Annotated in this window: 24 protein-coding genes; 13 read left to right on the top strand and 11 right to left on the bottom strand. The window is 73.8% G+C overall.

What is annotated here, in order from left to right; translation table 11 throughout:
- Positions 1–32 precede the first annotated feature (32 nt).
- Entirely contained in the window at positions 33–536 is a 504-nt protein-coding gene (locus O2W16_RS06335) for an SRPBCC family protein (protein ID WP_269157961.1), read from the bottom strand.
- Positions 533–862, bottom strand: coding sequence for an ArsR/SmtB family transcription factor (locus O2W16_RS06330; protein ID WP_269157960.1), 330 nt, complete (start codon positions 860–862; stop codon positions 533–535). The genes O2W16_RS06335 and O2W16_RS06330 overlap by 4 nt, the downstream gene beginning before the upstream one ends.
- 80 nt (positions 863–942) lie before the next feature.
- Here O2W16_RS06330 and O2W16_RS06325 point away from each other — a divergent pair, with 80 nt between their 5' ends.
- The 4 genes from O2W16_RS06325 to O2W16_RS06310 all read left to right on the top strand — a co-directional run bounded on the left by O2W16_RS06325 (position 943) and on the right by O2W16_RS06310 (position 3,156).
- Positions 943–1,179: a hypothetical protein gene (locus tag O2W16_RS06325; RefSeq protein ID WP_269157959.1), complete on the top strand. Its 237-nt coding sequence runs from the start codon at positions 943–945 to the stop codon at positions 1,177–1,179.
- A gap of 107 nt (positions 1,180–1,286) precedes the next feature.
- Positions 1,287–1,529 carry an acyl carrier protein gene (locus O2W16_RS06320; RefSeq protein ID WP_269157958.1) on the top strand — a complete coding sequence of 81 codons (243 nt, stop codon included), beginning with the start codon at positions 1,287–1,289 and terminating at the stop codon, positions 1,527–1,529.
- A gap of 122 nt (positions 1,530–1,651) precedes the next feature.
- Positions 1,652–2,152 carry an FBP domain-containing protein gene (locus tag O2W16_RS06315; RefSeq protein ID WP_269157957.1) on the top strand — a complete coding sequence of 167 codons (501 nt, stop codon included), beginning with the start codon at positions 1,652–1,654 and terminating at the stop codon, positions 2,150–2,152.
- 41 nt (positions 2,153–2,193) lie between these two features.
- On the top strand, positions 2,194–3,156 hold the full coding sequence (locus O2W16_RS06310; RefSeq protein ID WP_269157956.1) for an NAD(P)H-dependent flavin oxidoreductase: 963 nt from the start codon (positions 2,194–2,196) through the stop codon (positions 3,154–3,156).
- Positions 3,157–3,292: 136 nt separating this feature from the next.
- On the opposite strand, the gene O2W16_RS06305 is transcribed toward O2W16_RS06310, so the two are convergent.
- On the bottom strand, positions 3,293–3,985 hold the full coding sequence (locus O2W16_RS06305; RefSeq protein ID WP_269157955.1) for a DsbA family oxidoreductase: 693 nt from the start codon (positions 3,983–3,985) through the stop codon (positions 3,293–3,295).
- Positions 3,986–4,044: 59 nt separating this feature from the next.
- Entirely contained in the window at positions 4,045–4,407 is a 363-nt protein-coding gene (locus tag O2W16_RS06300) for a MerR family transcriptional regulator (RefSeq protein ID WP_269157954.1), read from the bottom strand.
- A 94-nt stretch (positions 4,408–4,501) separates the two neighbouring features.
- Here O2W16_RS06300 and O2W16_RS06295 point away from each other — a divergent pair, with 94 nt between their 5' ends.
- The gene (locus tag O2W16_RS06295) at positions 4,502–5,206 is read left to right on the top strand and encodes an SDR family oxidoreductase (protein WP_269157953.1); all 705 of its coding nucleotides are present in this window, start codon (positions 4,502–4,504) and stop codon (positions 5,204–5,206) included.
- A gap of 69 nt (positions 5,207–5,275) precedes the next feature.
- Here O2W16_RS06295 and O2W16_RS06290 read toward each other — a convergent pair whose 3' ends face one another.
- The gene (locus tag O2W16_RS06290; protein WP_269157952.1) at positions 5,276–5,653 is read right to left on the bottom strand and encodes an FKBP-type peptidyl-prolyl cis-trans isomerase; all 378 of its coding nucleotides are present in this window, start codon (positions 5,651–5,653) and stop codon (positions 5,276–5,278) included.
- 187 nt (positions 5,654–5,840) lie between these two features.
- On the opposite strand from O2W16_RS06290, the gene O2W16_RS06285 reads away from it, so the two are divergent.
- Complete coding sequence (locus O2W16_RS06285; protein ID WP_269157951.1) at positions 5,841–8,558, top strand: ATP-binding protein; 2,718 nt, start codon at positions 5,841–5,843, stop codon at positions 8,556–8,558.
- Here the strand turns inward: O2W16_RS06285 and O2W16_RS06280 are convergent.
- Both O2W16_RS06280 and O2W16_RS06275 read right to left on the bottom strand, forming a co-directional pair.
- Positions 8,515–9,780: an AI-2E family transporter gene (locus O2W16_RS06280; protein WP_269157950.1), complete on the bottom strand. Its 1,266-nt coding sequence runs from the start codon at positions 9,778–9,780 to the stop codon at positions 8,515–8,517. The two genes, O2W16_RS06285 and O2W16_RS06280, sit on opposite strands and share 44 nt — an antisense overlap.
- Before the next feature lie 173 nt (positions 9,781–9,953).
- Positions 9,954–11,222, bottom strand: a complete 1,269-nt coding sequence (locus O2W16_RS06275) for an acyl-CoA dehydrogenase family protein (RefSeq protein WP_269157949.1) — start codon at positions 11,220–11,222, stop codon at positions 9,954–9,956.
- Positions 11,223–11,639: 417 nt separating this feature from the next.
- Here O2W16_RS06275 and O2W16_RS06270 point away from each other — a divergent pair, with 417 nt between their 5' ends.
- The 3 genes from O2W16_RS06270 to O2W16_RS06260 all read left to right on the top strand — a co-directional run bounded on the left by O2W16_RS06270 (position 11,640) and on the right by O2W16_RS06260 (position 14,247).
- On the top strand, positions 11,640–11,816 hold the full coding sequence (locus tag O2W16_RS06270) for a hypothetical protein (RefSeq protein WP_269157948.1): 177 nt from the start codon (positions 11,640–11,642) through the stop codon (positions 11,814–11,816).
- A 113-nt stretch (positions 11,817–11,929) separates the two neighbouring features.
- Positions 11,930–13,183, top strand: coding sequence for a formamidase (fmdA, locus tag O2W16_RS06265; RefSeq protein WP_269157947.1), 1,254 nt, complete (start codon positions 11,930–11,932; stop codon positions 13,181–13,183).
- Positions 13,184–13,212: 29 nt separating this feature from the next.
- Positions 13,213–14,247, top strand: a complete 1,035-nt coding sequence (locus O2W16_RS06260) for an alpha/beta fold hydrolase (RefSeq protein WP_269157946.1) — start codon at positions 13,213–13,215, stop codon at positions 14,245–14,247.
- Positions 14,248–14,253: 6 nt separating this feature from the next.
- On the opposite strand, the gene O2W16_RS06255 is transcribed toward O2W16_RS06260, so the two are convergent.
- Positions 14,254–15,048 (bottom strand): CPBP family intramembrane glutamic endopeptidase, encoded by a 795-nt coding sequence (locus O2W16_RS06255; RefSeq protein ID WP_269157945.1) that lies wholly within the window; start codon positions 15,046–15,048, stop codon positions 14,254–14,256.
- Positions 15,045–15,971: an NAD(P)H-binding protein gene (locus O2W16_RS06250; RefSeq protein WP_269157944.1), complete on the bottom strand. Its 927-nt coding sequence runs from the start codon at positions 15,969–15,971 to the stop codon at positions 15,045–15,047. The genes O2W16_RS06255 and O2W16_RS06250 overlap by 4 nt, the downstream gene beginning before the upstream one ends.
- A 91-nt stretch (positions 15,972–16,062) precedes the next feature.
- Here O2W16_RS06250 and O2W16_RS06245 point away from each other — a divergent pair, with 91 nt between their 5' ends.
- Together O2W16_RS06245 and O2W16_RS06240 are read left to right on the top strand one after the other, a co-directional pair.
- Positions 16,063–16,461, top strand: a complete 399-nt coding sequence (locus O2W16_RS06245) for a DUF2237 family protein (protein ID WP_269157943.1) — start codon at positions 16,063–16,065, stop codon at positions 16,459–16,461.
- Positions 16,462–16,480: 19 nt separating this feature from the next.
- Positions 16,481–16,933, top strand: a complete 453-nt coding sequence (locus O2W16_RS06240) for a nuclear transport factor 2 family protein (protein WP_269157942.1) — start codon at positions 16,481–16,483, stop codon at positions 16,931–16,933.
- Positions 16,934–17,006: 73 nt separating this feature from the next.
- Here the strand turns inward: O2W16_RS06240 and O2W16_RS06235 are convergent, their stop codons facing one another.
- Positions 17,007–17,402 carry a VOC family protein gene (locus O2W16_RS06235; protein ID WP_269158120.1) on the bottom strand — a complete coding sequence of 132 codons (396 nt, stop codon included), beginning with the start codon at positions 17,400–17,402 and terminating at the stop codon, positions 17,007–17,009.
- Between the two features lie 78 nt (positions 17,403–17,480).
- Positions 17,481–18,269, bottom strand: a complete 789-nt coding sequence (locus O2W16_RS06230; RefSeq protein ID WP_269157941.1) for an alpha/beta fold hydrolase — start codon at positions 18,267–18,269, stop codon at positions 17,481–17,483.
- A 165-nt stretch (positions 18,270–18,434) separates the two neighbouring features.
- On the opposite strand from O2W16_RS06230, the gene O2W16_RS06225 reads away from it, so the two are divergent.
- Together O2W16_RS06225 and O2W16_RS06220 are read left to right on the top strand one after the other, a co-directional pair.
- A complete protein-coding gene (locus O2W16_RS06225; protein ID WP_269157940.1) occupies positions 18,435–18,860 on the top strand; it encodes a hypothetical protein in 426 nt (141 codons plus the stop codon).
- Positions 18,857–20,119 carry a glutathionylspermidine synthase family protein gene (locus tag O2W16_RS06220; protein WP_269157939.1) on the top strand — a complete coding sequence of 421 codons (1,263 nt, stop codon included), beginning with the start codon at positions 18,857–18,859 and terminating at the stop codon, positions 20,117–20,119. Before O2W16_RS06225 ends, O2W16_RS06220 begins: the two co-directional genes overlap by 4 nt.
- Positions 20,120–20,170: the final 51 nt, after the last annotated feature.

The following is a 20,170-nucleotide window of genomic DNA, read 5'->3' as shown; positions in this document are numbered from 1 at the left end:
GCGTGACCCGGCTCCACGGTCGGCCAACCGGCTCAGGCCTGGGGGAGACGCCCGTAGGCGGGCCCGGTGGCGGCGAGGAAGCCGTCCCAGTCACCCGGCGCCGGGCGGTCGCCCACCTCGGCGTCGAACTTGTCCAGGTACCAGTGCCAGCCCAGCACGTAGTCGGTGATCTCGGTGCCCGGGGCGAAGAGCTGGGTGAAGAGCAGGACCGTCCGGCCGCCGTCCGTGCTGAGGTCGAGCTCGACCCGCCAGCCCTCCTCGGTGTCCCAGTCGACCACCAGCCGGCGCGGCTCCTCGCACTCGACGATCCGCATCGGCTCACCGATGGGCGTCTCCTCGTGGGTCATGGTGAAGGTGCCCGCCCCGCCGGGCCGCCGCTCCCCCTCGTAGGTGCCGATCCAGCGCACCATCCGGTCGGGCTGGGTGAGCGCCGCCCAGACGTCGTCGATCGGGTCCGGCCAGCTGCGGCGGAACTGCAGCCGCACCCCCTCGGGCAGCTCGGTGACCTGCCCCAGCCGTTCGTCCGGTGTCGTCATCGACCGTCCTCCTGCGTTCGGGCCCGCCGTCCGCGGGCGATCTCGGTGTCCAGCGCGTCCAGCCGCTGCGCCCACAGCCGCCGGTAGGGGGCCAGCCAGGCGTCCAGCTCCGACAGTGGCGCCGGGTCCAGCGCGTACACCCGGCGCTGCCCCTCCACCCGGACCTGCACCAGCCCGGCCTCGCGGAGCACCCGCAGGTGCCGGCTGATCGCCGGACGGCTGACCGGGAACTGTCCGGCCAGCTCCCCTGCACCCCGCTCACCGGCGGCGAGCAGGGCGACGATCTGCCGCCGGGTCGGGTCGGCCAGGGCCGCGAGAGCCTCCATGCGGGATGTGTAACAGGAGCCTTAATTAACTGTCCAGTTACGCACGTTCGGACGGCGCACCACCGGGGCACGGTCGGGGCATGACCGTCACCGATCCCGACGTCCCCGACCCCCTCAACGACCCGCGCACCCTGCAGGCTGACCCCGGCGCCCTCGGCGAGGGCGAGGACCTCGCCTCCACCGAGGACGACCAGGTCGCGAGCGGCGAGGACGAGCTCGCCACCTCCCGCATCGAGGCCGACGAGGCCGGCGGCGGCGACGTCACCGGCGGGTTCGCCGGCGCGGTGGGCGAGGCCCCGACCAACGACCAGACCTGAGACGGAACGGTCCGACCCGCGTGTCACCCGCCCGAGGACGGGGTAGCGCGACGACGTCAGATCCCGAGGCCCAGCAACGGCCCCATGCGCACTCCTGAGGAGGACCCATGGCCACCGGTGAGACCGGCTTCGCCGACGTCACGTTCGACCTGATCTCCGTCCAGTACCACTCCCTGAAGGCCGGGCACGACTACGGCCAGTACGTCCGGGATGCCGAGAACGCCAACCTGGACGACGTCGCCTCGTTCTTCCGCGAGGTGATGGAGCAGGACTCGCAGCGCGCCGAGCGCGCCCACGACCTGCTCCGCAAGCTCTCCGGCACCGAGCACGGCGGCCCCGCCACCAGCTGATCCCCGGCTCCACCAGGATGGCCATCTTGGTGGACCGGGCCTGCGGGAAATCCGGGTGCGTCGGGACGGGCGCGGTACGTAGCCTCTGCGGCCGTCCCGTCCCGACGTCTCTGGAGGTCCCCGTGCACGCCCTGACCGAGGCGGCGATCCGCCGCTCGATGGTCAACTGCTCCCGCAGCGAGGCCGCGTCCCTCACGCCGCCCCGCGACCTGGACGAGCTGGACTGGGCGTCGCTCGACGTGCTCGGCTGGCGGGACGCCAAGGCCGAGCTGCGCGGCTACCTCGTGCACGAGCAGGACGGCGACCCCGTCGGCATCGCGCTGCGGGCCGCCGACACGAAGATGTCCAGCCGCCGCTCGGCGATGTGCCTGCTGTGCCACTCGGTGCAGTCGGCCGCCGACGTCTCGTTGTTCACCGCACGGCGGGTCGGCGAGGCCGGCCGCAACGGCAACACCGTGGGCACCTACATCTGCGCCGACCTGGACTGCGCGAGCCGGGTGACCGCCCTCCCCCCGTCGGCGCAGCACCTCGACGAGGAGCTACAGGCCCTCGCGATCGAGGAGCAGGTCATCGGTCTGCGCACGCGGCTGCAGGCGTTCACCGCCGACGTCACCCGCCGCTGACCGCCGCTGCGCCCCACAGGGCGAGGGACGACGATGGGCCGGTGATCAAGACCCCGCTGACCCGCTGGTTCGACCTCGACGTGCCGGTGTTCGGTGCCCCGATGGCCGGGGTGGCCGGCGGCGAGCTCGCCCGCGCCGTCTCCCTCGGCGGCGGGCTGGGCATGATCGGCGTCGGGTCCGACACCCCGGTGGAGTGGCTGGCCGAGCAGGCCCGGCTGCCCACGGAGGCAGACGTCTCCTTCGGGGTCGGCCTGATGGCCTGGGCCCTGGAGCGGCGCCCGGAGCTGCTGGCCGCGGCGATCGCCACCGAGCCGGCCCTGGTGTCGGTCTCCTTCGGCGACCCGGAGCCGTTCGTGGGGCCGCTGCACGACGCCGGGATCGCGGTCGCCACCGCGGTGAACTCGCTGGCCGACCTGGACCGCGCCCTGGCGGCCGGGGCCGACGTCATCGTGGCGCAGGGCACCGAGGCCGGCGGGCACACCGGGCAGCGGGCCACCCTGCCGCTGCTGCAGGAGGTGCTGGCCGCGACCGACCGGCCGGTGCTCGCCGCGGGCGGGGTGGCCACCGGTGCGGGGCTGGCCGCCGTCCTGGTGGCCGGCGCCGCAGGGGCCTGGATCGGCACCCCGTTCCTGTCCTGCACGGAGGCGGCCAACTCCCCGGCCGCCCGCGAGCGGATCCGGGCCGCCGCCGGCGACGACACGGTGCTGACCAGCGCCTTCGACATCGCCCAGGGACTGCCCTGGCCAGCGCGCTGGCCCGGGCGGGCACTGGCCAACGAGTTCACCCAGCTCTGGCACGGCCGGGAGACGGAGCTGCGCGGCGACACCGCCGCAGCGGACCTGGTCCGCCGCGCCCGGGCCGAGGGCGACCTCGACCACGCGCCGGTCTACGCCGGGGAGTCGGTCGGGCTGGTCACCCGTGAGGAGTCGGCGAGCGACGTCGTCCGCCGGCTGGCCGCCGACGCCCGCAAGGCCCTGGAGAAGGCCCCCCGCCTCCTCGGCTGACCCGGGGCGCGAAGCCCCGACCCCGGCCCCGCCCCCGGATCCGGAGGCGGCATTGCACGCGTTCCGTACGCATCGCACGTGGTGCAGCGCGTGCAGTGCGTCCGGAACGCGTGCAGAGCGGCCGCGCGGGCGCGGCTCAGACGGCGCAGCTGCCGTCCGCGCAGCCCTCGGCGGCGGGGACGGTGGTGAGCGGGTGGGCGTCGGCCCAGGCGCGCTCGAGCAGCTGCAGCAACTGCTCGGCCGGCTGCGCCCCGGCGGCGCCGTAGGTGCGGTCGACGACGAAGAACGGGACGCCGGTCGCGCCGAGCGCCCGTGCGGTCTCGATGTCGGCGTGGACGGCGGGCAGGTACCGGTGGTCGGCCAGCGCGGCGCGGACCTCGTCCTCGGCCAGGCCGACCTCGACGGCGAGCGGCACGAGCCCGTCGACGTCGAACACCGAGCGGTGCTCGGTGAAGTGCGCGTGCAGCAGGCGCTCCTTCATCGCGTCGCCCAGGCCCCGCTCGGCGGCGAGGTGGAGGAGCTGGTGGGCGAGGAGGGTGTTGCCGCTGACGCCCTGGACGAGGTCGTACTGCAGCCCCTCGGCGGCGGCCACCTCCTCGACCCGGCGCATCTGGCCGGCCATCTCCTCGACGCTGCGCCCGTACTTGGCGGCCAGCGCCGGCAGGGTGGGCTCGGTGTGGCCCTCGGGGACGCTCGGGTCGAGCTGGAAGGAACGCCACACCACCTCGACCTGGTCGGCGTGCGCGAAGCGGGAGAGCGCCGTCTCCAGCTTGCGCTTGCCGATGTAGCACCACGGACACACGACGTCGGACCACACCTCGACCTGCATGCCCCGCCCAACCCGCGGCGCGCCCTGGCCATTCCACCAGCGGAGACCCGTCGCGAGGGTCAGGAGGCGGCGGCGACCGAGGCGTGCTCCTGGCCGATGCGGATTATCTCGTCCAACCGCTCGCGGGCCTGCGCGAGCTCGGCGAGCTGCCGGTCGATGCCGTCCCGCTGCTCGACCAGCCGGGCCAGCATCGCGGGCGTGGCGACCCCGGTGTGCACGCACGGGAGCAGCTCGAGGACGTCCTTGCTGGTCAGCCCGGCGGCGTAGAGCTGCTGGACGAAGTGCACCCGGCCCACGGCGTCCTCGGCGTACCGGCGCTGCCCACTCGGGGTGCGCTCGGCCTCCAGGAGCCCCTGCTCCTCGTAGTAGCGCAGCGCCCGCACGCTCACGCCGGCCGCTGCAGCGACCTCACCGATCCGCACAGGTCCTCCCGGTGGCCCAGATCACCCTTGCCTCTGACGTCAACGTCAGGTCCTAGCGTGCTCGGCAGCCCACCCGAACGCAAGGAGAACCACCATGGACATCACCGGATCCGTCGCCCTGGTCACCGGCGCGAACCGCGGCCTCGGCCGCCACTTCGCCCAGCAGCTGCTCGAGCGCGGCGCCGCCAAGGTCTACGCCACCTCTCGCCGCCCCGAGCTCGTCGACGTCCCGGGCGTGCAGGTGCTGCCGCTGGACGTCACCGACCCGGGATCGGTCGCCGCCGCCGCCACAGCCGCCGGCGACGTCACGCTGCTGGTCAACAACGCCGGCCTCACGACCCGGGCCGACCTCGTCACCGGCGACCTGGCCGACGTCCGGCTGGAGATGGAGACGCACTTCTTCGGCACGCTGGGCGTCATCCGGGCGTTCGCCCCGGTGCTCGCCCGCAACGGCGGGGGCGCGATCGCCAACGTGCTCTCGGCGCTCTCCTGGTTCTCCACCTCCGGCGCCAACGCCTACAGCGCCGCCAAGGCCGCGGAGTGGAGCCTCACCAACGGCGTCCGGATCGAGCTCACCGAGCAGGGCACGTCGGTCACCGGCGTCGTGCTGGGAGCCGCCGACACCGACATGATGGCCGGCTACACCGGCCCGATGAGCGACCCGGCCGACGTCGTCCGGGCCGCCCTCGACGGTGTCCAGGCCGGCGCGTGGGAGGTGCTGGTCGACGACTGGAGCCGAGGCGTCAAGGCCGCCCTGTCCGCCGACCCCCGCGACTTCTACGGCCAGCTCGCGATCTGACGCGAACGGTGTGCGCTGAGTGCCAGGTCCGGCCCGCGGACCTGGCACTCAGCGCACTCGGTCGAAGACCTAGCGGACGCCGACGAGGTCGACGACGAAGACGAGGGTGGCGCCGGGCTTGATGACGCCGCCGGCGCCGCGCTCGCCGTAGGCCTTGTGCGGCGGGATGGTCAGCCGGCGGCGGCCGCCGACCTTCATGCCGACGATGCCCTCGTCCCAGCCCTGGATGACCATGCCGACGCCGATCCGGAACTCCAGCGGGTCGCCACGGTCCCAGGAGGCGTCGAACTGCTCGCCACCGTCGTGGGTGACGCCCACGTAGTGCGCGCTCACCAGGCTGCCGGCGGTGGCCTCGGCGCCCTCGCCGACCACCAGGTCCTCGATCACCAGGTCGGACGGGGCAGGCCCGGTGGGGGGCTCGACGTCGGGACGGGTCAGCTCTGCCACGGGGGTCTCCTCGGGGTCGGCGCCAGGGCTCTCCCGGCGGTTCTGCCCCCATCCAACCCGCCCCGCCGTCCGGGGGCACAGCTGGCCTCAGGGCAGGGCACCGCCCCCGGAGGTAAGTTGCACGCAGCGGGTGGGTCGCTGGTGACCGCCCCCGGGTACAGCGCTGCCCGGGCTCGCAGGTGTGCTGGTGTCCCGGCTGGAGGTGTGCGTGCCCCCCGATCCCACCTCTGCTGCGCCGGGGGCGCCCACCCCCGCCGACCTCTTCGCCGGTGACGGGGAGGCCGGCCGGCTGATGGCCGGGCTCGACTGGTCCGCGACGCCGGTGGGCCCGGTCGCGCAGTGGCCGGCGAGCCTGCAGTACGCCGTCCGCACCGTGCTGGCCTCCCGCTTCCCGATGGTGCTGACCTGGGGCCCCGGGTACGTGCAGTTCTACAACGACGCCTACACGCCGTTCATCGGCGCCAAGCACCCGGCGATCGGCGAGGACATCCGGGTCACCCTGGCCGAGGGCTGGGCCGTCCTGTCCGGGCCGGTCGAGCACGCGATGACCACCCGCGAGGCGTCCTGGCTGCCCCGGCTCCCGCTGCTGCTGGAACGCGCCGGCTACCGCGAGGAGACCTACTTCACCGTCTCCCACGCGCCGGCCTTCGGCGACGACGGGCTCGTCGCCGGGATGCACGCCGTCTGCACCGAGGTGACCAGCGAGGTCCTCGCCGAACGGCGCCAGCAGCTGCTGCACCAGCTCTCCTGCACCGAGGCGGAACGGGGCGACGAGCAGGCCGTGCTCGCCGACCTGTGCCGCACCCTGGGCAGCGATCCCTTCGACGTGCCGTTCGCCGCCGTCTACCTCGACGAGGGCGACGGCCTCCGGCGGGCCGGCACGGTCGGCTGCCCGGCCGACCTGCTGCCCGCGTCCGTCCCTGACACCGCCGCGCTGCCCGGACCGGTCGGCGGGATGGGGCTGGTCGGCGGGCTCTGGCAGGACCCGGTGCGCGATGCCGTCGTGCTGCCGCTGGGCGGCGCCGCGGGTGAGGAGCGGATCGGCGTCCTGGTCGCCGGGGTCAGCCCGAACCGCGCACTGGACCCCGAGTACCGCACCTTCCTGGGCCTGGTCGCCGGGCAGTTCACCAGCGCCCTGGGCACCGCCCGGGCGTTCGAGACCGAACGGCGGCGGGCCGCGTCGCTGGCCGAGCTCGACCGGGCGAAGACGGAGTTCTTCTCCGACGTGAGCCACGAGCTGCGCACCCCGCTCACCCTGCTGCTCGGGCCGATCAGCGACGTCCTGGCCGACACCCCCGACCAGCTGCCCCCCGCAGCCCGCGACCAGCTGGAGCTGGCGTTGCGGAACGGGCAGCGCCTGCAGCGCCTGGTCAACGACCTGATGGACGTCGCCAGCATCGAGGCCGGCCGGGCCGAGGCCGTCCGGGTGGAGACCGACGTCGCCGCCTTCACCGCCGAGCTGGCCGGGGTGCTGCGGGCCGCCGCCGAGCGGGCCGGCCTCCAGCTGTCGGTCGACTGCCCCCCGCTGGACCGGCCGGTGCACGTCGACCCGCGGATGTGGGAGAAGGTCGTCCTCAACCTGCTCACCAACGCCGTGAAGTACACCTTCGTCGGCGGCATCGAGCTGACCCTGCGGGGTGAGGCCGACCAGGTGCTGCTCACCGTCGCCGACACCGGGATCGGCATCCCGGCCGCCGAGCTGCCGCTGGTGTTCGACCGCTTCCACCGGGTGCGCGACTCCTTGGCACGCACCCGGGAGGGCACCGGCATCGGGCTGGCCCTGGTCCGCGAGCTGGTCGGCCTGCACGGCGGCACCGTGACGGTGGAGAGCGAACCGGGCGCCGGGAGCACCTTCACCGTCGCTGTCCCCTACGGCAGCCCCGACGCGCCTGCCGACGCGGGCCCGTCGGCCACCCCCTCGGCGGTCGCGCACGGCACCGCCGCCTCCTGGGTCGCCGACGTGACCCCCGACGAGCTGCCGGAGGCCCCTGCCGGCGCGACGGCCACGGTCCTGGTCGTCGACGACAACGCCGACATGCGCAGCTACCTGACGAGGGTGCTGGCGCCGATCTGGCGGGTGCGCACCTGCAGCGACGGCGAGGAGGCGCTGGCGGCCGTGGCCGCGCACCGGCCCGACGTCGTCCTGACCGACGTGATGATGCCGCGGGTGGACGGCTTCGAGCTGCTGCGCCGGTTGCGCGCCGACCCCGCCACCCGTTCCATCCCGGTGATCATGCTGACCGCCCGGGCCGGCCAGGAGGCCGCGGTCGAGGGGTTCGCGGCCGGGGTCGACGACCACCTCGCCAAGCCGTTCCAGGCCGCCGAGCTGATCGCCCGGGTGCGCGTCGCGGTGGAGCGCGGTTCGGGTGCCCGCGACGGAGCTCCCGTCGGCCCGACCCCCGCCCTGCCGGTGCCGAAGCCGCCCGCCCCGGCCGGACCGGCCGAGGTACGTGCGCTGGTGCCGGTCTGCCGGCCACCGGCCACGCCCCGGCCCCCGACGACCGCGCCGGTGCTCCGGGAGCAGTGGCGCTTCCCCGCCACCCCCCGGGCGATCCCCGGGCTGCGCCGGACCCTCCGCCGGGTCCTGACCGCCGCCGGGCTGGACGAGGACCAGGTCTACGACCTGCTGCTGGCCGCCTGCGAGGCCGCCACCAACGCGGTCGAGCACGCCCAGAACCCGACCCGACCGGTCGTCGAGGTGTCCATCGAGGCCTCCGTGGACGGCGTGGAGATCACCGTGCGCGACCACGGGCAGTGGCGGGAACGGGTGCCGAGCATGGACCGCGGGCGGGGGGCGACGCTGATGAGCGCGTTCGCCGACGTCACCGTCGTCCCCAGCCCGGAGGGCACCACCGTGACGATCAGGAGCCCTCGGACGCCTCCGCCGCCTGGTCCCGGCGGCTAGGTCCTCCGCCGGCTCCGGCCGGCCGGCCGTCGTTGGACGGCACGTCGGCCCGGGAGGCACCGCCAGTCCGGAGGCGGAGGCCCCGCGGTCGCGGTTCTGCCTCCTCGCCGCCCTTGCGGTCGGCCAGGGCGACGGCGATCGCGTAGACCACGGCGGTCAGCGGCACGGCGATGACCGCCCCGCCGATGCCCCACAGCAGGCCGCCGACGGTGAGGGCGTAGACGATCCCCAGGGGGTGCAGGAAGACGGTCCGCCGCATGATCAACGGCTGCAGGAGGTTGCCCTCGATCTGCTGTACGACGACCACCGCACCGAGCACGAGCAGGGCGTCGGTCAGCCCGCCCGCGGCGAAGGCCACCACCACGGCGGCCAGCCCCGCCACGAAGGCGCCGACGACCGGGATGTAGGCACCCAGGAAGGTGAGCACCGCCAGGGCGAAGGCCAACGGCACGCCGATGAGCAGCAGCGCCAGGCCGATGCCGAGGGCGTCGATGAGCGCGACGGCCGTCGTGCCCCGCAGGTAGCCACCCAGGGTGCGCCAGGCGCCGTTCCCCGCGTCGTCGGCGGCCGCCCGGCGGTCGGCCGGCACGATCCGGAGGCACAGCCGCCAGATCCGGGCACCGTCGTAGATGAGCCAGAACGCGGTGAACAGGGCGAGGACCAGCGCCGCCGCGACGGTGACCGCGGTCGTGGCACCGGTCACCACCATCCCCGGCCCGGCTGCGCCACCCCCGAACCCGCCGGTCAGCTGGCCGATCAGCCCGTCGATGATCGAGTTGACCCGCTCCCGGGGCAGACCGAGCGTCTCGACCAGGCTGGTGCGCACCCGGTCCAGCCCGCTGACCAGGGTGGGGCGCAGGCTGGTCCACTCGCGGGTGACCCGTTGCTGCAGGAAGTAGACGACCCCGCCCAGCAGGACGAGGAAGAGCAGCATCACCAGCCACGTCGCCGCGAGGCGGGGCACCCCGGTGCGGTCCAGCCAGGAGGCGACCGGCCGCAGGAGCGCGGTCAGCAGCAGACCGCCCAGGAAGGTGAGCACCACGGTGCCCAGGACGACGGCCAACTGCACCGCGAGGTAGACGACGGCGCCGATCGCCAGCGTCCAGAGGCACCACATCCCGGCGGTCCGGACCCCGGCGGGCACACCGGCGTCGGTGGCCGTCCCGGGCTTCCCACCGGTGACCGCATCGGTCGGCGGGGGCTGGTCGTGCTGCGATGACACGTGCATCTCCTTCACCGGGGCGGCCCCGGGTCGGTGGTGGCTCTCCCGATGCTGAGGAGATCGGCGCACCGGACGAGTGCCGGTGGCGGCGCGGCCCTCTCCTGCCCAGCCGATCTCCCGCCGACACCGAACCTGGCCGGACTCACAGGAAGCCCAGCGGGCTGCTCCCGCAGTCAGCCCAGCGGGCTGCGGGGGAGCATCGTGTTGCTGATGATCCGCTTCTGGATCTCGCTGGTGCCCTCGAAGATCGTGGTCAGCCGGGCGTCCCGCCAGTGCCGCTCCACCTGCCGCTCGGTGGTGTAGCCGTTGCCGCCGTGCAGCTGCATGGCCTGGTTGGTGACCCGCACCGCCATCTCGGTGGCCTGCAGCTTCACCATCGCCGCCTCCCGCTCGCACGGCACGCCCTCGTCGAGCAGGTGGGCCACCTGGCGGTAGAACGCCCGCGCCTGTTCCACCTGGGCGGCCATGTCGGCCAGCGTGAACCGCAGCGCCTGGAAGTCGCCGATCGGGTGGCCGAACTGGGCGCGCTCCTGCAGGTAGAGCACACAGTCCTCGACCGCGGCCCGGGCCAGGCCGACGGCGCGGGCCGCGGTGTGCACCCGGGCGGTGTTCAGGAAGGCCTGTGCTTCGCGGAACCCGGCGCCGGAGTCACCGCTGCTGTCGGACCCGCCGCCCTCACCCGGGCCGACGATGAGGTCCGCGGCCGGGATGCGGACCCCGTCGAAGGTGAGGTCCCAGGTCAGGAAGCCGTGGTAGCCGACCTTGTCGATGGCGTAGCCGGACAGCCCCGGCGGGAACGAGCCGCGCTCCTTGACCAGCAGCAGGTTCCGCAGCCCCCGGGACCGGGACTCCCCGGGCTTCGGGTCGGCCACCCGGACCAGCACCTGGATGAAGTCGGCGGCCTTGGCGTTGCCGCACCAGCGCTTGTGCCCGGTGACCACCCACTCGTCGCCGTCGCGCACCGCGCGGGTCTGCACGTTCGCCAGGTCCGAGCCGGCCTCGGGCTCCGACAGCGCCACCGCGCCGATCCAGGAGCCCCCGGCGCTGCGCCGCAGCAGCTCGCGGCGGCGGTCGGGGTCGGCGACCGCCGTCCCCATGCCCTGCGACCGGGCCAGGATGCTGGCCACGCTCATCCACGCCCGGGCCAGCTCCTCGCTGACCATGCAGTACTCGAAGACGCCGAGCCCCAGCCCGCCGTCGGCCGCGGGGACGGTGATGCCGAACCACCCCAGCTCACCGAGCCGCTCGAGGAGGTGCTGCGGGATCTCGCCCTTCTGCGGGTCGAGCTCGTTCGCGACCGGCAGCACCTCGTCCATGGCGAACCGACGGGCCTGCTCCATCAGCGCGGCCCGCTCGGGCGTGTGCCACGGGGAGTGCAGGACGGGTGGCTGGGGCAGCCAGGTGTCGTCGATCTCGGCGGGGCGGTTGGCGGTCGACGTCATCGTCGGTGCCTCCTGGTTCGGGAGAGTCCGGATCGACCTACTGTCGGGTAACCAGAGCGCCGATGCACGCCTACGTGACCGAGGCAACACCGGGACTCAGCGTGACGGACCGGTTCGACCCCACGGTCGGCCGACCGCGACATGCCGGGACACACCACCCACTCCGTCACGACGCGCCGCACGATGACGGGAACGGGCCCGATCCGAGCTCCTGCGCGCCTTGACCGCCTCCTCACGGCGGGACGAGCGTGCGCCTGGTCCGGAGGGCCGAGTGACCCTCCGCCGGTCGCCCGGAGGTCCGACATCGCCGTCTACCTGTACCGCTGCACCCACCACGGCACGACCGAGTCCCGCTGCGCGATGGGCGCCGCTCCACCCACGGTCCCGTGCCCGGCCTGCGGCTCGACCGCCGCACGGGTGTTCACCGCACCCCGCCTCTCGTTCGGGTCCCCGGTGCGCCGCGCCCTGGTCGAGCGCACGGAGCGCACCAGTGACCAGCCCGACGTCGTCTCCGCCCCGCCGCCCGGTCCGCGGGCCGGCCGCCGGGCCGACGTGCTGCGCAACCCGGCCCTGAGTCGGCTGCCGCGGCCCTGAGGTCGCCCCTCCCCAGGTCCGACGGCGGACCCCGACCCACCCGGCGGCGTGCGACCCCGCACCGAACCGTCGGCCAGACGCCCCGCAGCCCGACCCGAGCCCAGGAGCCAGCCATGCCCGAGCGCCTGTTCCCCCTCGACTCCAGCAAGCCGTTCACCGAGCAGCAGCACATCGGCCACAACCGCTGGCACCCCGACATCCCGGCCCAGGTGACCGTCCGCCCCGGGGACACCTTCCGGGTCGACTGCCGCGAGTGGTTCGACGGGGCGATCCACAACGACGACTCCGCCGACGACATCCGGGACGCACCGCTGTCCACGGTGCACGTGCTGAGCGGCCCCTTCGCCGTGGAGGGTGCCGAGCCCGGTGACCTGCTGATCGTCGACATCCTCGACGTCGGGCCGATCCCGCAGGAGGACTCCGGCCCGCTGGCCGGGCAGGGCTGGGGGTACACGGGCATCTTCGCCAAGCAGAACGGTGGCGGGTTCCTGACCGACCAGTTCCCGGACGCCTACAAGGTGATCTGGGACTTCGCCGGGCAGACGGCGACCTCCCGGCACGTCCCGCACGTGTCGTTCACCGGCATCGTGCACCCGGGTCTGATGGGCACCGCGCCGTCGGCGGAGTTGCTGGCCCGCTGGAACCGGCGCGAGGGTGCGCTGATCGCCACCGACCCCGACCGGGTCCCACCGCTGGCCCTGCCCCCGCTGCCGCAGGACGCCATCCTCTCCGGCCTGACCGGCGCGGAGTACGACCGCGTCGCCGGCGAGGCCGCGCGCACCGCACCGCCCCGGGAGAACGGTGGCAACCAGGACATCAAGAACCTGACCAAGGGCAGCCGGGTCTTCTACCCCGTCTACGTGCCCGGGGCGAAGCTGTCGCTGGGCGACCTGCACTTCTCCCAGGGCGACGGCGAGATCACCTTCTGCGGGGCCATCGAGATGGGCGGCTTCATCGACCTGCACGTCGACCTGATCAAGGGCGGCATGGAGACCTACGGGGTCGGTGAGAACGCCATCTTCATGCCGGGCAACGTCGACCCTCGGTACGAGAAGTGGCTGGCCTTCTCCGGGACGTCGGTGACGCTGGACGACGAGCAGCGCTACCTGGACTCGCACCTGTCCTACCAGCGGGCCTGCCTGCACGCGATCGACTACCTGACGAAGTTCGGCTGGTCGCCCGAGCAGGCGTACATGATCCTCGGCGCCGCGCCGATCGAGGGCCGGCTGTCCGGGGTCGTCGACATCCCCAACTCCTGCGCCACCGTCTACCTCCCCACCGGGATCTTCGACGTCGACGTCACCCCCTCGGCGTCCGGCCCGACGCGGATCGACCCGGGCATGGGCGTCCCCCGATCGAGCTTCTGACCGCCCGGCCCGAGCCCTGAGGAGCAGCGATGCCGCGGCCCACCGACCACGAGCTCTTCGACCTGGGGGACGTCGTCCTGCAGGGCGGCGCGACCCTGCGCGGAGCCCAGCTCGCCTACAAGACGTACGGCACGCTGAACGCCGAGAAGTCGAACGTGATCGTCCACCCCACCTGGTACAGCGCCTGGCACGACGCCAACGAGTGGACGACGGGGCCGGGTCTGGCGCTGGACCCGGAGAAGTACTTCATCGTCGTCCCCAACCAGCTGAACAACGGCCTGTCGACGTCGCCGAGCAACACCCCGCCGCCCTACGACGGGCCGAGCTTCCCCAACGTGACCTTCCACGATCAGGTCGAGGTGCAGCACCGGCTGCTCACGCAGAAGTGGGGCATCGAGTCCGTCGAGCTGGTCCTCGGCTCCTCCATGGGCGCCGGCCAGACCTACCAGTGGGCGGTCAGCCACCCCGAGATGGTGAAGCGGGCGGCGCCGATCGTCGGTTCGGCGGTCACCAGCGAGCACAACCAGGTCTTCCTGAAGAGCCTGCGCGCCGCACTCACCCTCGACCCGGCGTTCGCGGGCGGCCGCTACCGGCGGGATGCGCTGCCCACCGCCGGGCTGCGGGCCTTCGCCCGGATCTACGCCGGCTGGGGCCTGTCGCAGGCCTTCTACTGGCAGCGGGAGTACCGCAACCTCGGCTTCTCCTCACTGGAGGACTTCCTCGTCGGGTTCTGGGAGGGCTTCTGGCTCGACGACCGCGACCCCAACGACCTGCTGGGGATGCTGTGGACCTGGGAGCACGGCGACGTCGGGAGGACCCCGGGCTTCGACGGTGACACCGAGGCGGCGCTGCGCTCCATCCGCTGCCCGCTGCTGGCCATGCCGGCGGAGACCGACCTGTACTTCCCGCCGGAGGACGAGGAGTGGGCGTCGCAGTTCATCCCGAACGGTGAGGTCCGGGTCATCCCGACCGTCTACGGGCACTTCGCCGGCCTGGGTCAGAACCCGGCGGACAACGCGTTCATCGACCAGGCGCTGACGGAGCTGCTGGCCCGCCCGGCCTGACCGGGATCAGAGTCCTTCGGCGGGGTGCGGGTCGTTCACCGAGGACTCGTCGGCGAACAGCGGCGGCAGGTACCGCAGCATCAGCACCGACCAGGTGGCGTGGGTGAGCACCGGCGCCTGGATGCCGCCGGTGACCCGCCGCTGCAGCGCGAACAGCAGGCCCATCGGCACCGAGGCGAGCACCAGCGCCGGGTTGCGGGTCGCGACGGTGGCCAGCGTGTAGACGGCGGAGGACTTGAGCACCGGGTGGTGGACGCCGGCCGCCGCGTAGAGCGCGCCGCGGAAGAAGACCTCCTCGGCGATGCCGTTGGCCAGCGTCGTGGTGAGCACCAGCGGTGCAGAGCCCTGCTGGGCGTAGCGCAGCACCCGGGAGATCGCCGCGTCCAGCGGCGGGATGCGCTTGGCCACCAGCGCCGCGGCGTAGAACGACGCGAACGCCCCCGTCCCGGCCACGACCGGGGTGAGCAGCGGGCGGCGCAGCGTGGCCTTGGGGGTCTGCACCCAGCCCAGGTGCAGCGGCCCGGAGGCGAGGCCGCCGGCCACCCAGGTGCCGGCCACGCCCAAGGTCAGGGCGTAGAACGCCGTCGAGCCGGGCTTCGTCGACAGCGAGACGCCGAGCAGCCCGGCCCCGGCCAGGGAGACGCCGGCGGTCACCCGCCGACGGCGCCGGAAGGCCTCGTCGGTCTCCCGGTGGTCCCGCGGCACCTTGTCCACCAGCCAGGACGGCGCCCGGGCCAGCAGCCGCCTCAGCCGGGCGTCGGACAGCACGGCCTGCCCGGGCCGGCGCTCGGTACGCGTCATCCGGCCAGCCCCGCCGTCTTCGACCCCCGGGCGTCCCGGCGGGCCCGGGCGCGTTCGCCCAGCGCGGTCAGCACCGCGTCGTCGTAGGGCATCGGCTCGAACGGGACGACCCGGCGGATCGAGTCGTCCTTCACCACCACCTCGTTGGTCATCGAGTCGATCAGCGACCGGCCGGTCTGCACGTCGACGTCGGTGACCAGGGACAGCCAGTAGGAGGAGAGCTTCGGGCTCAGCAGCGGCACCGGGACGATCAGCAGCCGGCGTCCCTGGATCTCCGCGACCCGGGTGAGCATCTCCAGGTACTCCAGCACCTCGGGGCCGCCCACGTCGAACGCCCGGCCCTCGGCCTCCGGGGCCTCCAGCACCCCGACCAGGTACCGGACGACGTCGGCGATCGCGATCGGCTGGGTCCGGGTGTGCACCCAGCGCGGGGTGACCATCGCCGGCAGGTGCGCGACGAGCTGGCGGGTCATCTCCCAGGAGACCCCGCCGTGGCCGACCACGATCCCGGCCCGCAGCGCGGTGACCGGCACACCCGTCTCCCCCAGCAGCTCCTCGACCTGGCGGCGGCTGCGCAGGTGCGCGGAGAGGTCGTCGGAGTCGTTGCCGAGCCCGCCCAGGTAGACGATCCGGCCGATCCCGGCATCGGCTGCGGCCCGGGCGAAGGAACGGGCGGCCGCGGCGTCCTTCTCCTGGAAGTCCGCCGAGTCCAGCGAGTGGACCAGGTAGTAGGCGGCCTCGCAGTCGGCGAGCGCGTCGCGCAACGACGCCTCGTCACCGACGTCCCCCCGCACCGCCGTGCCGGCCCCGGAGTAGGTGTCCGGGTGCCGGGTCATCGCCCGGACCTCGTGCCCGGCCTCCTCCAGGGCAGGCGCCAGCCTGCTGCCGACGAACCCCGACGCCCCAGTGACCAGTACTCGCACGACCCCAGCCTCCCGGTCGGGCCGGTCGGGCGCGACTCAGGGGCACACCATCCACCCAGCAGGCGGGCTCCGGCGGCGCGATGATCACCCCATGACCGACCCCGGCGAGGACCGCAACGTGCTCGGTGGCCCGCTGGAGCCGTGCGGCACCGACCCGATGACCGGCTTCACCCGGGACGGGTCGTGCCGCACCGGGCCGGCCGACCTGGGCAGCCACACGGTCTGTGCGGTGGTCTCCGCGGAGTTCCTGCAGATGCAGCGCGAGCTGGGCAACGACCTGGCCACCCCGCGCCCGGAGTACTCCTTCCCCGGGTTGCGCCCGGGCGACCGCTGGTGCGTGGTCGCCGTCCGCTGGCTGCAGGCCCTCGAGGCGGGTGCGCCGGCCGGGGTGGTGCTGGCCGCGACCAACGCCCGCGCCCTGGAGGTCGTGCCGCTGGACGTGCTGCGGTCCCAGGCCGTCGACGTCCCGGACGACCTCTCCTCGCTCTGACGTGGGCCAGGATGGGCGGGTGACCGATCGCCCGCCGCTGCCCCCGTTCACCGCCGAGACCGCCGCCGCGAAGGTGCAGGCGGCCGAGGACGCCTGGAACAGCCGGGACCCCGAGCGGGTCTCGCTGGCCTACACCGAGGACTCGGTGTGGCGGAACCGGGACACCTTCGTCACCGGGCGCGCCGAGATCGTCGCCTTCCTCACCGCGAAGTGGGCACGCGAGCTGGACTACGTGCTGCGCAAGTCGCTGTGGGCCTTCACCGACGACCGGATCGCCGTCCGGTTCCAGTACGAGTGGCACGACGCCGCCGGGCAGTGGTGGCGCAGCTACGGCAACGAGAACTGGGAGTTCGACGCGCACGGGCTGATGCGGCGGCGGGAGGCCAGCATCAACGACGTCCCGATCACCGAGGCCGAGCGGCGGCTGACCGGCCCGCGCACCCCCGGCGAGCCGGAGATCCCGCTGCACTGAGCCACCGACTCTCGACCTGCGCACGCCTCGCCCGACGGGGAGGCGTGCACAGGTCGCCACTCGACGGGGCCGGTCAGCCCTGGATGACGGCGGGGTCCATCCAGGTCACCTCCCAGGCGTTGCCGTCGGGATCCGCGAAGCTGGTGCCGTACATGAACCCGTGGTCCTGGGCCGGCTGCCAGGGCTTGCCGCCCGCTTCCAGGGCCTTGCCCAGCGTGTCGTCGCACTCCTCGCGGCCACCTGCCGACAGGGCGAGCAGGACCGAGGTCGCCTGCGCCGGGTCGCCGACCTGGCCGGGCACGAAGCCGGCGAACTTCTCCCGGGTCATCAGCATCACCACGATGTTCTCCTCGACGACCATCGCGGCCGCGGTCTCATCGGTGAACTGGGCGTTGTTGACGAAGCCCAGCGCCGCGTAGAAGGCCACGGCCCGGTCCAGGTCGGCGACCGGCAGGTTGACGAAGATCATGCGCACGGTGGAGCTCCTCGGTTCCTGGGACCGCCACCCGGTCCCGTCACCAGGTCAGACGGCCATGCCCCCGGGAACTCATCGGCGGGCCGTGGCGGCGAGCACCAGGTCGACGGTCTCCGCAGGCACGTCCCACATCGGGAAGTGGCCGGAGCCGTCGAACCAGTGCAGCTCGGCGTCCGGGAAGGCCTCGACCGCCCGCGCCGCCTGGCGGGCCAGGGTCACCCGGTCCCGCCGTCCCCAGCCGATGGTCAGCCGGCCGGGCAGCGACCCGGCCGGGGCGCCCTGCTGGCGTGGCCCGCGGGCGAGGTCGGTGAGGACGGCGTCGAAGGACGGCGACTGCGCGTACCCGGTGAGCTCACGGGTGGCCACCTCGCCGTCCAGTGCCCACGGGCGGGCGGAGAACTGGGCCAGCAGCGCCGTCCGCCCGGCCGGGTTGCCCAGCAGCGCGGGGAGCGCCGGCCGGACCCGGCGGACCAGCGCGATCGAGGCGCGCAGGCTGGCGAGGAAGACCGCGGCCTCCCGGTCGGTCCAGAACCCGCCCGGGTCGAGCGCCACGGCGTCCCCACCCAGCCCCCGCCGGGCCAGCTCCAGGACCATCCGGGCCCCCAGCGAGCTGCCGACCAGCGGGGCGTCGGCCAGCCCCTCGGCCCGCAGCCAGCCCGCCACGGCGTCGGTCATCGACCCGAACGTGGGGTCCGCCAGCGGCGGGGTGTCACCGGCGAAGCCGGGCAGGTCCACGGCGACCACCTCCCGGGCCGCCGCCAGGCCCGGGAGCACCGGGTCCCAGGAGCGCCAGGAGCCACCCAGGCCGTGCACGAGGACGAGGGGGTCGCCGGAGCCGGTCCGGTGCGCTGCGAGGTGCATCCCCGGCCCCTACCCCGATCGCGATCCGGCACCCGCGTGCGGCGGACACCGCCTGCGGTGCGGATCCGGGGATGATGCGAGGGGTCGGGTGCACCGCGGGACCCCGGGTCCGACAGCATGTGCGGTCCGGGGACACGGTGGACGCCCAGGTGAGGAGCGCGGACGGTGAGCACGTCGAGGAGCAACCGGGTGCGGGCGGCGATCGGCACGGTCAGCCTGACCGGTGCGGCGATGGGCTTCCTGTCCGCCTGCGGCACCGGGGCCGAGGAGCAGGAGGCCGAACGGGTCTACTGCGTCGACGACCAGGACCAGGTGGTCGACGAGGAGCTGTGCGAGGAGGCCGAGCGCAGCGGCGGCTTCATCGGCGGGGTGCCCTACTTCTTCCTGCTGGGTGGCTTCGGCGGCAACCGGTACGCGGTCGGGCAGACCATCCCGCAGCAGTACACCGGCGCCGCGACCCGGGTGAACCCCGCCGACACCACGGCGCGGTCCCGGGCCGGGCTGCCCGGCAGCGGCCGGGTCACCTCCGGCACCCGGATCTCCGGCGGCATCGGCTCGGGCCGGGTCGGGAGCGGGAGCGTCGGCTCATGAGGCGTCTCTACGGCACGGCCCGGCGCGGCTGGGAGGCCGAGATCGAGAGCCAGGGGCTGGTCTACAACAAGACGACCGTCCCGGGCGGCGAGACCCGGTCGTACTGGCGCGAGGACGTCTTCTACGACTTCACCTCCGCCGAGATCGACCACCTGGCCCACGTGACCGACCAGCTCTTCGCCGCCTGCGTGGAGGCCGGTGACGTGGCGCTGGCCGACGAGCGGCTGCTGGACCGGATGCGGATCCCGCGCGACGCCCGCGAGGTCATCAAGGCCACCTGGGAGTCCGAGCCGCCCAGCGTCTACGGCCGCTTCGACCTGTGGTGGGACGGCGAGGGCGCGCCCCGGCTGCTGGAGTTCAACGCCGACACCCCGACCTCGCTGGTCGAGGCCGCGGTCGTGCAGTGGGCCTGGCACCTGGAGACCGGCCAGGGCCGCGACCAGTGGAACCAGCTCGACGACCGGCTGGTCGAGGCCTGGCGGCGCAACCTGTCACGCTGGGAGGCCGAGCACGGCCGCCGTCCCCGGGTGCACCTCGCCTGGACCAACGGCGACCGCAGCGGTGAGGACTGGATGACGGTGGCCTACCTGGCGGACACCGTCCAGCGGGCCGGCTACGAGACGGTGGTGATGACCACCGAGGAGCTGGCCCTGGACACCGGCGACGCCCGGTTCTACGACCCCAAGGGCAACCGGATCGACGTCGTCTTCAAGCTCTACCCCTGGGAGTGGCTGCTCGAGGACGCGTACGGCCCCTCGGTGATCGCCGACCTGTGGACCCCCGACGGCACGACCTGGATCGAGCCGATCTGGAAGATGCTGTGGTCGAACAAGGGGCTGCTGCCGGTGCTGTGGCAGCGCTACGCCGACGACCCGGTGATCGGCAAGCACCTGCTCCGCGCCTACTTCGCCGACGACCCGCGGGCGGCCGAGTTGGAGCAGACCGGCTACGCCCGCAAGCCGCTGTTCGGCCGGGAGGGCAACAACGTCGAGCTGTTCGCCCCCGGCGGCGAGCCGCTGGCCTCGCTCGGCGGGAAGTACGGCGCGGAGGGCTGGGTCGTGCAGCAGCTGTGCGCGCTGCCCGACTTCGCCGGCCCTGACGGCCCGCACCACCCGGTGCTCGGCACCTGGGTGGTCGACGGCGAGGCCGCGGGCCTGGGCATCCGGGAGTCCGACGGGCTGATCACCGACGACCTGTCCTTCTTCGTGCCGCACACCATCGACCACCGCCGCCCGCCGAACACCACCTGGTCGGCCTGATCACCGTTGATCATCGGCGATCGGTGGGCCCGCCCGGCGTGTCGGGCGTCC

This window comes from Modestobacter sp. VKM Ac-2984, assembly GCF_026967985.1.
In the GTDB taxonomy this organism is placed as follows: domain Bacteria; phylum Actinomycetota; class Actinomycetes; order Mycobacteriales; family Geodermatophilaceae; genus Modestobacter.
The sequence above is the reverse complement of the archived record's forward strand: the minus strand, read 5'-3'. Positions and strand labels throughout refer to the sequence as shown.